General features: G+C 45.5%; 12 protein-coding genes. 7 read left to right on the top strand and 5 right to left on the bottom strand.

Features of this window, described 5'->3' with window-relative positions; all coding sequences use genetic code 11:
- Positions 1-18 precede the first annotated feature (18 nt).
- Genes F8C67_RS01330 through F8C67_RS01340 form a run of 3 tightly spaced genes read left to right on the top strand, consistent with a single transcriptional unit; the run spans position 19 to position 3,828 of the window.
- A complete protein-coding gene (locus F8C67_RS01330) occupies positions 19-1,539 on the top strand; it encodes a hypothetical protein (RefSeq protein ID WP_151665984.1) in 1,521 nt (506 codons plus the stop codon).
- Complete coding sequence (locus tag F8C67_RS01335; RefSeq protein ID WP_151665985.1) at positions 1,539-2,951, top strand: DUF5723 family protein; 1,413 nt, start codon at positions 1,539-1,541, stop codon at positions 2,949-2,951. Before F8C67_RS01330 ends, F8C67_RS01335 begins: the two co-directional genes overlap by 1 nt.
- Before the next feature lie 28 nt (positions 2,952-2,979).
- A complete protein-coding gene (locus F8C67_RS01340; protein ID WP_151665986.1) occupies positions 2,980-3,828 on the top strand; it encodes a hypothetical protein in 849 nt (282 codons plus the stop codon).
- A gap of 66 nt (positions 3,829-3,894) precedes the next feature.
- Here F8C67_RS01340 and F8C67_RS01345 read toward each other — a convergent pair whose 3' ends face one another.
- Entirely contained in the window at positions 3,895-5,175 is a 1,281-nt protein-coding gene (locus tag F8C67_RS01345) for a replication-associated recombination protein A (protein ID WP_151665987.1), read from the bottom strand.
- A gap of 121 nt (positions 5,176-5,296) precedes the next feature.
- On the opposite strand from F8C67_RS01345, the gene F8C67_RS01350 reads away from it, so the two are divergent.
- From F8C67_RS01350 to F8C67_RS01360, 3 genes are read left to right on the top strand one after another with little or no spacing between them, the layout of a single operon-like run.
- Positions 5,297-6,073 (top strand): rhomboid family intramembrane serine protease, encoded by a 777-nt coding sequence (locus F8C67_RS01350; protein ID WP_170266310.1) that lies wholly within the window; start codon positions 5,297-5,299, stop codon positions 6,071-6,073.
- Complete coding sequence (locus tag F8C67_RS01355) at positions 6,048-6,461, top strand: hypothetical protein (RefSeq protein ID WP_151665989.1); 414 nt, start codon at positions 6,048-6,050, stop codon at positions 6,459-6,461. Before F8C67_RS01350 ends, F8C67_RS01355 begins: the two co-directional genes overlap by 26 nt.
- A complete protein-coding gene (locus F8C67_RS01360) occupies positions 6,451-7,080 on the top strand; it encodes an NAD(P)H-binding protein (RefSeq protein WP_170266311.1) in 630 nt (209 codons plus the stop codon). Before F8C67_RS01355 ends, F8C67_RS01360 begins: the two co-directional genes overlap by 11 nt.
- Here F8C67_RS01360 and F8C67_RS01365 read toward each other — a convergent pair.
- The 4 genes from F8C67_RS01365 to F8C67_RS01380 are packed head-to-tail and all read right to left on the bottom strand — an operon-like array spanning position 7,077 to position 11,510.
- Entirely contained in the window at positions 7,077-7,676 is a 600-nt protein-coding gene (locus tag F8C67_RS01365; protein ID WP_151665991.1) for a hypothetical protein, read from the bottom strand. The two genes, F8C67_RS01360 and F8C67_RS01365, sit on opposite strands and share 4 nt — an antisense overlap.
- Before the next feature lie 17 nt (positions 7,677-7,693).
- On the bottom strand, positions 7,694-8,464 hold the full coding sequence (locus F8C67_RS01370; RefSeq protein WP_151665992.1) for a TIGR02757 family protein: 771 nt from the start codon (positions 8,462-8,464) through the stop codon (positions 7,694-7,696).
- Positions 8,464-9,114: an ABC transporter ATP-binding protein gene (locus F8C67_RS01375; protein ID WP_151666480.1), complete on the bottom strand. Its 651-nt coding sequence runs from the start codon at positions 9,112-9,114 to the stop codon at positions 8,464-8,466. The genes F8C67_RS01370 and F8C67_RS01375 overlap by 1 nt, the downstream gene beginning before the upstream one ends.
- Positions 9,115-9,122: 8 nt before the next feature.
- The gene (locus tag F8C67_RS01380; protein ID WP_151665993.1) at positions 9,123-11,510 is read right to left on the bottom strand and encodes a DUF5916 domain-containing protein; all 2,388 of its coding nucleotides are present in this window, start codon (positions 11,508-11,510) and stop codon (positions 9,123-9,125) included.
- A gap of 128 nt (positions 11,511-11,638) precedes the next feature.
- On the opposite strand from F8C67_RS01380, the gene sucC reads away from it, so the two are divergent.
- Positions 11,639-12,829, top strand: a complete 1,191-nt coding sequence (gene sucC / locus F8C67_RS01385) for an ADP-forming succinate--CoA ligase subunit beta (protein WP_151665994.1) — start codon at positions 11,639-11,641, stop codon at positions 12,827-12,829.
- The last annotated feature ends 55 nt before the right edge of the window (positions 12,830-12,884 follow it).

Consider the following 12,884-nt stretch of genomic DNA (forward strand, 5'->3'; position numbering starts at 1 on the left):
CACCACTAACCATGTCTCATGAAAGTAACGACCTACCTAACTACCTTACTTTCCGCGGCGGTGCTCTTATCGTGTATGCCTGAAATTGATACCGATAAGTTTACAAATTACACCTACCGTGGGGAATGGGGGATTCCGCTGGTTAACTCTCGCGTTAGCCTTCAGGATGTCTTAGCAGAAGACACCTTATTCACAATCGACCCTGATGGCGGGTTGCGACTCATTTATGAAAGCGACAGTGTTTTCGGGTTCGCGATTGACGATTTCGCCGCCATTCCTGGTCAGGACCCATTAGAAACAACCGTTCCTCTAGACGTTCCTTCTCTTAATGTCAGCACTTCACTAGGCACCATTGGCGGTGCGAAGTTCAAGCAGTTGAGAATTCGAGAAGGATCCCTAAAGCTTGAGGTTGATAACCCAACAGCCAATTCAGTTGATCTATCTGTAACGATCAACAACGCGGATATTTCGGGACAAACGTTTTCCATAAACCTGACTGCAACGCCAGGTATTTCCTCGCAAACCGTTGACGTAGCTGGGTTGGATATCGACCTTTCCAACAATGGGTTAACCGAGAATTACCTCTCATTTGAGATTGATATTCTCAGCAACGGTGGCGCTACGGCGGGTCAAACTGTTGACCTAGCACTCACGTACGAAGAGTTACTTGTAGGTAGAGCAGTTGGATATTTTGGTCAACGTACAGTAGCCGTTCCTTCTGGCAACTTCCAACTTGGAGTTGAGGCCTTCGAAAACTTCCTGAATGGACTCTACCTGGCAGATCCGACCATTGAGCTGGTTGTTTCTTCAAATGTTGGACTTCCTCTTCAACTCGATTTAGATTTGGATGGCGTAAGTACCGCAGGCCAACTTGAATCTCTTGGTCTCGCAGCCATCAATATTACAGGGCCATCTGTCATTGGTAATTACGACACAACCAATATTCTGATCGACCGTACCACGAGTAACATTGTTGATTTTATTGCAAACGTTCCCAATACCATTCTATATAGTGGTGCAGGAATTATGAATCCGCAAGGTGAAACCGGAACGGACAACTTTATCACTGCCGACGGTGAAATGCAGGTTGGTCTTCGAATCGACCTTCCTCTTGCCTTGAGAACGCAAAACCTCATTTTCCAACAAGAGATTGGGAACCTAGACTTCGGCGGTCTTACCGAGCAAACGGATGCAGTTGAGGAATTGACCTTGAAGTTCCACGTTGAAAACGAGTTTCCTTTCGATGCAGATATGAAACTGCAGTTCTACCAGAACGATGTACTTACTGACAGCGTGCTTCTCGATTTATTCGATGCCGCCCCAGTTGATGGAAACGGAAGAAGCACAGGATATCAGATTACAGATGAGGACGAAGTGCTCTCTGGCGATAAGATCAATAGACTTCTCCAAGCAGATCGCTTGGTGATGACCATTACGTTGAATACCACCAACAATGGCAATACAACAGTAAAACTATACGAGGACTACGACATCCTGGTTCAGTTAGGAGTAGATGCTAAACTCAATTACGATCTGTAATGAAGAAGTTAGTATACACCTCCGCATTGTCGATTATCGTTGCAGCAGGAGCTGTGGCTCAATCGAATATCACACAGTACAACTTTGATCGTGTTGGAAACTTCATGCTCGCAAACCCAGCAGCATACCAACCGTACAGAGCAGTAGTTGGAGTTCCAGGAATATCCGCTCTTGCTACAACCGTACACAATCCATCTTTCGATTTAAATGTTGCTCTAGGGCCAGACCTTGACGGTCAAGAATCGGTGGATTACATCCTAGACAACATACAACAAGGTGACAGACTCCTTATTGGTCAAAGTATTGATTTGATGTATGTGGGATTCAGAACCGGCAACGGATTCTGGTCACTCGGCGTACAATCAAAGACCTATGTGAATTTTGAGTACCCCATTGATTTCATCGAATTAGCCGTTTACGGATCTGCTTCAGATCAAGTAGGAGGCACCCTGAATATGAAAGACAACTTCACAGAGGTAAATTCTTATATCAATTACCATCTCGGCTATCAGCACGAATTGATGGATGGGAGGCTTCGCGTAGGTGGTCGTTTTAAGTGGCTGCAGGGGGTTGGGCATGCATCCTTGGCTAAATCTGATCTTGATGCGACGTTAAACTCTGACGAGTGGACTTTCAATACTGATATTGAAGCGAATATAGGTGCGGCCATTGACTACCAGAACACGGGTGCTGGCTTAGATCCAATGGGGGTACTCTTTGGCGATAATAGAGGCTGGGCATTCGACCTAGGGGTGAGTTATGAAATCCTACCTCGCCTGGAAATTAGTGCTGCAGCAACCGATATCGGCTCGATTACTTGGAAGTCGAACACCACTACATATCGCAGTAAAGGCGAGTTTACCTGGGACGGTGCCGATTATAACTACGGCTCAGAAGGTGGCGGTATCAATGGCGATTCATTGCTGAATGATATCATTGAAGCTCTGGAATTTCAAGAAACTACAGGCGAAACGTTTACCACTTCATTGCCTAGCAACTACACCATTGGGGTTCGATATGATATTACCCGTAAGCACGGTTTCGCGGGCACCTACCAAATGAACCAATGGAGAGGAAGAACGTATCAAAACTTCGGTGTTTCCTACATAGGTAACTGGAGCAAGTGGTTTAGCTTCTATGCTAGCTATGCGCTAATTGAAGGGGATAATACGAACATTGGAGTAGGGTTCTCGGCAAACCTTGGACCTATCCAATTGTACATTATGACGGACGATATCTATCTCGCAACTGGCGAGAATTTGAACCATGCGAACTTCCGTTTTGGAATGAATATCGCACTGTATCGTAAAGATTTACGCGGATATGACCTTGAAATTGAAGAAGTTGAAGTAGCTTCGCCACCGGTGCAAGAAAATTCCGACAATTCAGAAAGCCAAGAAAACAACGATTAACCGACCAAAGACCATTAAAAACGTGACTATGAATTACACGAAAAGTTTCCTAATCCGATCAATGGTAGCCGTAGCTGCACTAGGATCATTTACAGCTTGTGAGGACCTATCCCTCTGTGGACTCACTGAAGAAGACCTAAGTATGGGTGATGCGTTCGTAGAAACCACCTCTTACTTCATGAACGTCGTTGGACGTACTGACGAAGCAATGCGTAATGAGAACCTTCAAGTAAACGGTTCTACTACAATTGACGGCGCAACTGTAACGCGCACTAACGATTCAATCACAATCGATTTCGGATCAAACAACGTGGTAACGAACGACGGCAAAACTCGTCGTGGTGTTATCCGCGGATATATCTCAGGTGATTACTTCCAAGCTAACGGTTCTATCAACCTCTCTTTGGAAAACTATCACGTGAACGACTCATTGATTGCAGGTAGTATTTCACTTGTAAACAATGGTAACAACGGTGGCCAAGATCCTTGGGACATCAATCTATCCAGTACAAACTTCTCTATCGGCAACCAGTACGATTACAGCGCAAACCTCACTATGCAGTGGGAGGCGGGCTACGAAACAATCGACAGCACTGCCGATGACCGTTTCAAAATTTTCGGAACGGCGAACGGAGATGACAATATCCAGCTCATCAGCTTTGCAACATCTTTCCCATCACCAATGGTATTTGACCGTTCTTGTACTTATTTGGTAACCGAAGGTAGTGTAGATGTAAGCCTTACATCTGGTGAGGCTGAAGTAGCTTCAGTAAACGTAGACTTCCTCGATAGCGATGGCTGCAACAACGTGTTGATGCTCAACGCTAGCTGTGACGGAACAAACATTAGTTTCCCGCAGAACTTCGACGGATTCTAACCGACACACATATACACAAATCGAAGAAACCCTTCAAGCCTCAAAAGCTTGGAGGGTTTCTCATTTTCAATAGTCGTACCGCTTCTTCCAGCGGTTCTCCAAGAATGATTTCAACGATTTCTCACGCTCACTATTTCCTGGCTGAAAGAATGCGGTACCATCCAAGTCATCAGGCAAATAGGCCTGGTCTACAAAGTTGTTCGCATAATCGTGAGAGTACTGATAATTGGCACCGTACCCCATGTCTTTCATCATCTTTGTCGGCGCGTTTCTGAGATGAAGTGGAACAGGGAGGTCACCAGACTTGCGCACCTCGCTCATGGCTTTGTTTATCGCCATGTAAGAAGCGTTGCTTTTCGGACTAGTCGCCAAGTATATCGCGCATTGTGAGAGCGGTATGCGTCCCTCCGGCATGCCGATACGCTCTACTGCCATGAAGGTGTTTGTGGCAATCACCAAAGCTGTAGGGTTAGCTAAACCAATATCTTCCGAAGCGCTTATAAGTAGCCTTCTGGCAATAAACTTAGGATCCTCGCCGCCTTCTATCATTCTGGCCAACCAGTACACAGCGCCATTAGGGTCACTACCTCTAATTGACTTTATAAAAGCTGAAATGATGTCATAGTGCTGTTCACCGGCCTTGTCGTAGCGCGCGCCGCGTTGCTGAAGTGTTTGCTCAACATACTCATCAGTGATGTGCAATTCAGTCTCGGAAGAGCGCTGAACAAGCCATTCCAATTGATTCAGAAGTTTACGAGCATCACCTCCAGAGTACCTTAGAAGCGCCTTTGTGCTATCCAAGTGAACGTTGTACTTCTTCAATTCCGGGTCAACGTCTAACGCTTGCTGAATAATCTCTACTAGCTCTTCTTCTGACAATGAGTTGAGTACGTATAGCTGTGTTCGAGAGAGAAGCGCGGGTATCACCTCAAAACTTGGGTTTTCGGTAGTCGCGCCAATCAGCGTGATGATTCCCCTTTCGACAGCTCCCAGAAGCGCATCTTGTTGCGATTTGCTGAAGCGATGGATTTCATCGATAAACAGAACAGGTGGTGTTGTGCGGAACATACCGCCACTCTCAGCTTTGGCAATCACTTCGCGTACTTCCTTTACGCCCGAACTCACAGCGCTAAGCGTGTGAAAGCCTACATCTGCCGCACTTGCAAGCAGAAAGGCCAGTGTAGTCTTGCCAACCCCTGGAGGTCCCCACAGAATCATACTAGGAAGAACCTTTCGTTCCAAAGCAGGAACTAATGCTCCTCCGTTTCCAACTAAGTGTTTCTGACCTATGTACGATTCAATCGTTTTAGGTCGCATGCGTTCCGCTAGTGGGGTGTGGGTTGACATACCTTCGAAATTTGAATCAAAAGTAGCAGAAATGATGCAGGAGAGTGGAAGAAAATCGCAATTGTGTGTCAGGAATCACACGCACTTCACGTCGAATTATTAGCTTTCCACAATGAACACCATGAGCCCTAGAAAACCTCTTTGGACATATACCATAATCCCTGCTTTCGTTGTCCTAATACTCTTTCTGATTTTCGCTATCAACGAGGGGTTTGAATTAGAATGGTCACGTTTTGGGCTTCATCCTCAAGAACCGAAATACTGGTACGGCATTTTTACTTTTTTCTTTCTGCATGGCTCATTTGAGCACTTTTTCAATAACGCCGTTGCCCTGTTCGTGCTTCTTTCGCTTCTCCGATATTTCTTCCCAACGCACTTCATAAAGGTGATGCTTATCAGCATCATTGTCCCGGCTATTCTCACTTTCTTTATTGGTAGAGCTGGATCAACACATATTGGGGCGAGTGGTGCAGTTTATGCGCTCGCTGTTTTCTTATTCATCAGCGGAATCTTGAGATTAAACCGCTACTTGCTCGGCTTGAGTTTATTGATTGCCTTTCTCTATGGAGGTCTATGGTGGGGGGTGTTTCCAATCGAAGAGCGTATCTCCTATGAAGGTCACTTCGCTGGGGCAATTACAGGTTTCGTTTCAGCACTAATTTTCATCTATGCACCTATAAATCCGGAGGTTCAAGAGCCGACACCGGAATTTGAGATGGAAGAGGACGAAATCGTAGATAGAATTGGTGATTTGTGGAAAACCAATTATCAAGTAGATGTTCGCTACATTTATAAGGATGATACAGAAAGCAACACTGATAGCCCTTCTGGCACTTCTCCCAATGACGATTCAGGCCCAGCAATACCTGATGATGAGCAACCAAAAGGGAGAAGTTGACAAGATTCAGACCCAGCGCGAAATAGGAGTCCTCATTTATGGCGAAGATGAAGTATATCGCGGTTACCTGACTAGCGTAGGCGATTCTTCTATTTATGTCGACGGTAATCTCATCTACCTCAGTGAAATTGAGGCAATCCGCATCTACAAGCCGTTCTTCAGAACCTTTGGCGTAGCTCAGAGAATTGCTGCCGCTGGGGTAATTGGCTTGAATGTCACCAATAACCTACTGAGCGGATATCGTCCCGATTTAGAAGAACATAACATCTGGTGGGCTGTTGGTCTCTTTGCTACCAGTTATATCTGGGACTACTTTAGCAGAGAAACACACTACTCCAAAGATGGATGGGAGTGGGAAACGATAGATTTTCAAAGACTTGGAGAGTAAGTACATCATTTTTGGAGCCACAGGAGTAATAGGGACCGAACTGCAGGAGCTCTTACGAGAGGCGAACACCTTGGCCGTGGTTCGCAGAAAAGGTTCTGCAATTGACGGCGTTCGGGAGATCGTTCACACGGATTTATTGGACATCTCTCCATTGTCGACGGAACTTGAGGATGCCAATGTGCTTATTGCACTGGGAACAACGAAGGCAAAAACACCTGACAAAGAAAAGTACTATCAGATTGATCATGATATGCCAGTGCACATCGCTGCTCAAGCAAAGGACTCAGGCGCGAGAACGGTACATGTGATTTCAGCCATGGGAGCTGATCCCGAGAGTAGAATCTTTTACAATGCCACCAAAGGCAAGATGGAAAGAGACGTCAAAGAAGTATTTCCAGAGGCCTATTTCTATCGTCCATCCTTAATTATGGGCGACAGGGATGAGATGCGAATAGGGGAGTCGATCGCAAAAGGATTCTTCAGCTTGATAAACACCATATTACCACGTAAATACCGCGGAATTTACCCAAGGAAAATCGCACGTACTATCATTGACAATTGCCGTCAGGTTCCCAACAAGAAGATTTGGGAGAATGATGATATGCTGAACAAGTTCTAAGCGTCTTTCTCAGTGCTTACTTGTGCATTATCGCTTTGTTCAGCGGGCTTTGATGGTGCTTCAGCTTGCACTTTTTGATTATATCCGCGGATTTTCAAGCTTCCGTTACCTAGGTATACACCCAACAGAATGGCGTAAAGACCTACTAACAAGTGCAGTTGGCTGTCATCCACTGAGTCAAAAAGAATAAGGCCTGCAAATATTACGGATACCACGCCAGAGAGTAATACCACAACGGATCTCGAGCTTTCTTTCAATCCAACGTAAAGTAGGTAAAGCCCCATGATCAGTGACCAAATGGCAATCATCATGATGAATTTTGCCTCGGCCCATTCACCATTCATAAGGATAACAATACCCATAATCAATTCAGCCGCAGCTACTGCATACCACCTCCAGTCAGAAGAGTTTGTTTTCGCCAAAGCCACATTCACCAAGGCGGTGAAGACTCCCATGCCAACTAAGACAAATGCCAAATAACGAAGAAGTTCAGCCAAGCCGAATTCATCGTTTACGAGCATCATTCCTCCTAATCCAATAAGTAGCGCTCCGAATACGGTCAAGAGCCACCAATAGCGTGCAAATTGCTTGAACATGGGTAAGTTGTTTGATTCTACTCAAATTTAACCAAAGGATCTACACCAACCCCAAAAAGTGCAAAATCATATTTCACGGGATCTGCAGCATCGAATTTTCTGAGTTGAGCATCCAATTCCTCAACTGCGCGCCTGTCATTCTGCTTACGTCGAAGCAATTTCAATGAACGAGCAGTATTTCCGGTGTGAACATCTAGCGGACAAGAGAGTAGAGAAGGAGACAAATTTGTCCAAATGCCAAAATCAACCCCGCGTTGATCATTTCTGACCATCCATCTCAAAAACATGTGAATTCGCTTAGAGGCTGCGCCCTTTTCAGGGTTTGCAATGTGTTTGCCGCTTCTTCCTACCTCACGCTTGCCAATTAATTCACTTCTAAATCGACTTATCGCAGGGAAGAGGTTATACTCGTTGCTCTTCGGCAAAAAAGACGTTTCTAAAGTCTTGTCATTCAAGTAGATTCCCCTTAATCCTTCAATTAGAAAGCGAAGGTCTTCTGAGTTGAATGTTCGATGGATAAAAGACAGTTCCTCAAGCTCAGCCGCAGTGGCATTCATCACAAAACTGTAGGGTTCATGTCCCATTATATCCATCAATCGATGTCCATTGTTGAGAATTGTTTTCCGCTGCCCCCAAGCAATAGTAGCCACTAGATACCCCGCTACTTCAATATCTCTCGGGTTTGTGAATAAATGAGGAATCTGAATCGGATCATCCTGAATGAATTCAGGTCTGTTGTACCGATCAACGCAATCGTCGAGATAATCTTTGAGTTCAGCCCGAGTCACTACAACATCTTTCCATCCTTCATCTCAAGCTTCCTGTCTGCAAGCTGTGCGAGTTCAAGATTATGCGTTACGATAACAAAGCTCTGATTGAACTCATCTCTAAGTCTTAAGAAGAGTTGATGCATTTCCGCGGCGTGAACACTATCCAGGTTTCCGGTTGGTTCATCGGCAAAAACCAAATCGGGATTGTTGATCAAAGCTCGGGCAACGGCCACCCGCTGCTGCTCACCACCCGACATCTGGCTGGGTTTATGGTCCGCACGATGTTGAATATTTAGGATTTCTAGAAGTTCAGCCGCTCTTTTTCGAACCTCGGCATCTGGTCTACCGGCAATGAAACCGGGCATACACACATTCTCGAGCGCCGTGAACTCTGGTAAGAGATGATGAAACTGGAATACAAAGCCGATGTGAAGGTTTCTAAACTGACTGAGCTCTTTGTCCTTCATGGCGTCCAAACGCGTTTCTCCATAGCGCAATTCGCCTTTGTCCATGCGGTCTAACGTGCCCAAAACCTGAAGAAGGGTAGTCTTGCCCGCTCCCGAAGTACCACGAATACTCACGATTTCACCGGCATGAACTTCTAGGTCAACGCCCTTGAGGACTTCAACATCTCCAAAGCTCTTGTGGATGTTGGTGGCAGAAACGATGGCTTTACTCATCTGGCTAAGGTAGCGTAGTCCAAGAAATAGGTCAACCTAATTGAAAAGATATGCGTGCTAGGAGTTTCGAGTGACTCTCGGAAGTTCTCCAAATACCTTCCATCTATTTCTTCGTTAGAAATCAAGCTGTTGCGATAAAGTAAAACGACCTCACTTCCTGGGGCAAACCACCATGAAAACTTGAGGTCAACATTCAAAGTGTTGAAGTTCAAGTCTCTGCCATAATCATCTGTAAGCGGATCCAGCGTTCCGTCAGGGTTCAAATTGTAATACTCCTTGTATTCCAGAGCTCTCCAGTAATGGCGGAAGTTTAACGACAGCGACATGGTAGGAGTGAAGGTAAATGTAGATCCAAAGGTTTGCTCTACAGTGGTTATGTCACGTCGACCAAAGATTACAGAATCCGTTGTACTCGTGGCCCAGCCTACGTTGTTAAATCCAACGCGAGGAACGAAGTCGTAGAAAAACGTCCATCGATCACTAGCTCGAACAATTGGCTTTATTCCAATCAAATAGAACCTATAGCCATATTCATCCCAAGCCTCATAGCTGATTCTCGAGTCAATAGCGAAGGGCTTTCTGTAATCTGAAGAAATCCATCCCGTAAAGAATGCGCTCCTAGGGGAGGTGAAACGATAGCCCTCTCTCCTTGGTTCAAAGTAGTCTTGCGACTCCACAGGTCTGATTGAAAAACCACCTCCAAACGCAAAGAAGTTCCGTGTAACGGCGAAGAAATCACTTTCAAAGACGAAATTTTCAAAGGCCCCGTTCGACGCTAACATACGGTGTCCCATTCCCAACGTAATACGATATCTATTGAAGTGGCCCACCGGTTGGAACACCTGATAGCTACCCTCTAAATAGTGCTGAACTAGATTATTTCTCGCTTGAAAACCCAAGTCGTTCTTGTCAAACTCGTCACCTACATACTCTTGACTTAGTCCCCAACGCCAATTGCCATCAATCTTTGAAATTTGAATAGCTGTAGAAAAGTCGGTAATGTTTGAATCGCCTTGAAAAATGGCGCTCATGTTTCCCTGAGCGTAAAAATTGTAGGAGTTGGCGTCGTTGTTCAAGTTTGCGATGAGAGCCGTAACGTTGGCATCTCGTGCGTTTCCTTCTCGAAGCACATTCGTATTCACCACGCTAATCGATCTATTTCGATTGATTCGTTGGTCGAGCACGAACACGTTGTAATTCGTAAGAGGTTCAGTGAGAATTCGAACTTCATTTCCGAGTGAATCCTGTCCTTCCAAATAGTTATTGTCGGTGATGGCATTCAATACACCAATGCCAAGGTTTCCACTTGTTCTGCCGCTGACCTTGGTGGCGTTGAGCAATCGCGTATAATCCTGTGTTAGATTGTCGAGCGATGAAGCATCCGCATTGGTTAAGTTCTTTGGGTTTCCACCAATTCTGCGAGAATAAAACATGTCACCCTTGGAAAACAACTCGGTTCCCTCAACAAAGAATTGTCGGTTTTCTTGAAACTGATTCTCAAATGGACCGATGTTTAGAAATTGCTGATCGAAAGCCACTTGTCCAAAGTCGGGGATGAGCGTAGCGTCCAAAGTAAAACTCTCACTAATGCCATACTTTAGGTCCATTCCAACGTTGGCCGACTGACTCTGTCCATCTGGGTACATATTCTGATAACCAGATAAATACGGCATGAAGCTGAGCCTTACTGGAGGGTCGATATCCACCATCCCTCTTAACAACCCCGCTTGCAATTCATAGGTAGAAGTAGACCTGTCGATAAAGTTCCAGGTATACATTTGGCGGGTTCTGCGGACGTATCGAACTACATTTAGACCCCAGTCATTCCCTTGCTTCTCAGGAAACCTCAAACACTGATAGGGGATGCGAAGCTCTACCGTCCATCCGTATTCGTCAATATTTACCTCAGACTCCCAAACTGTATTCCAGCTCCGGTCATTTCCGTCATCCGTATTTCGTCCATCGGTTTGGACGCCTGCGGCAGTGATGTGGAAACTGAAATCGTTCAAACCATCATTAAAGGGGTTGATGAACAGCGCGAACCAATCGGTATTCACGTTGTAATTGTCCCGTGCAGAAAGTTGCCTGAGAATGGAATCCGGCTGCGGGTCATGCATCCGGGCGAATACGTAAATCGCCTCATCGTCATACGCCAGCTTTACTTCGGTTTTTCTGTCGAGCGGTTCTAGAGGTCCATTTTCGGGCTCAAGCATTCGGAAATCCGTTCCGATTTCGGCATCATTCCATACCGCGTCATCACCGAGTCCATCGATAATAGGAGGGGTAGAAGTCTTTTGTATGGTATATACTTTGGGGTCCGTTTGACCAGCAAGAAGGTGAGTGCCTATCAAACCAATCCCCAAAAGGATAGCTCTTGTTGTCATTGCCTGCAAATATAGGACGTACGGCTATTCTGTCGGATTATTTAACACTACATTGATTAAGGTCAATTCGGTTAGGATATTGAGTGGGTGTGGCCTATTTTTGCGCCAACCTAAAGCGAAATCTCAATATGAATCTTCACGAATATCAAGGGAAAGAAATTCTAGCTGGTTACGGTGTACGCGTTCAGCGTGGATTGGTAGCTACAACGTCAGAAGAGGCTGTTGCTCAAGCACAGAAGCTATCTGAAGATACCGGAACATCTTGGTGGGTTGTTAAAGCTCAGGTACACGCAGGTGGCCGCGGTAAAGGCGGTGGTGTAAAGCTTGCCAAGTCATTGGATGAAGTTCGTGACAGAGCTAATGATATTATTGGAATGAACCTCGTTACTCCGCAGACTTCTGCAGAGGGTAAGAAGGTTCACCAAGTGCTAATCGCAGAGGACGTTTATTATCCTGGCGATAGCGAACCTGAAGAGTATTACATGTCTGTTTTGCTCGACCGTCAAAAAGGTCGCAACATGATTATGTATTCTACCGAGGGTGGTATGGACATCGAGGAAGTTGCTGAAAAGACACCTCACTTGATCTTTACCGAAGAAGTTGATCCATCTGTAGGTCTTCAAGATTTCCAAGCACGTCGTATCGCCTTCAACCTAGGTACAAGCGGCATGGCCTTCAAGGAAATGGTGAAGTTCGTAAAGTCTCTTTACACGGCCTACGAAGGAATCGACGCTTCACTTTTCGAAATCAACCCTGTTCTTAAGACGTCTGACGATAAGATCTTGGCAGTTGACTCAAAGGTGACTATCGACGATAACTCACTTTTCCGTCACAAGGACATCGCAGAGATGCGTGACCTTCGCGAAGAAGACCCTACTGAAGTTGAAGCGGGTGAAGTTGGTTTGAACTTCGTAAAGCTCGACGGTAACGTAGGTTGTATGGTTAACGGTGCAGGTCTTGCTATGGCAACCATGGACATCATTAAGATGGCAGGGGGTAACCCGGCTAACTTCTTGGACGTAGGTGGTACTGCCGATGCTGCTCGTGTTGAGAAAGCATTCCGTATCATTCTTCGTGACCAAGGTGTGAAAGCTATCTTGGTAAACATCTTTGGTGGTATCGTTCGTTGTGACCGTGTAGCTCAAGGTATTGTAGATGCTTACAAGAACATCGGCGATATTCCTGTGCCTATCATCGTTCGTCTTCAAGGAACAAATGCTGAAGAAGCGAAGAAGTTGATCGACGAAAGCGGACTTAAAGTTCACTCGGCGATCCAGCTCAAAGAGGCTGCAGCATTGGTGCAAGAGCTTGTAGGGTAATCCTTTAGAACTGTAAGGAAGTCAGAGGATTTCCGTTATCATAAATAACAGGTAG

The sequence above is a fragment of the Phaeocystidibacter luteus genome, assembly GCF_008933115.1.
Classification (GTDB): Bacteria; Bacteroidota; Bacteroidia; order Flavobacteriales; family Schleiferiaceae; genus Phaeocystidibacter; species Phaeocystidibacter luteus.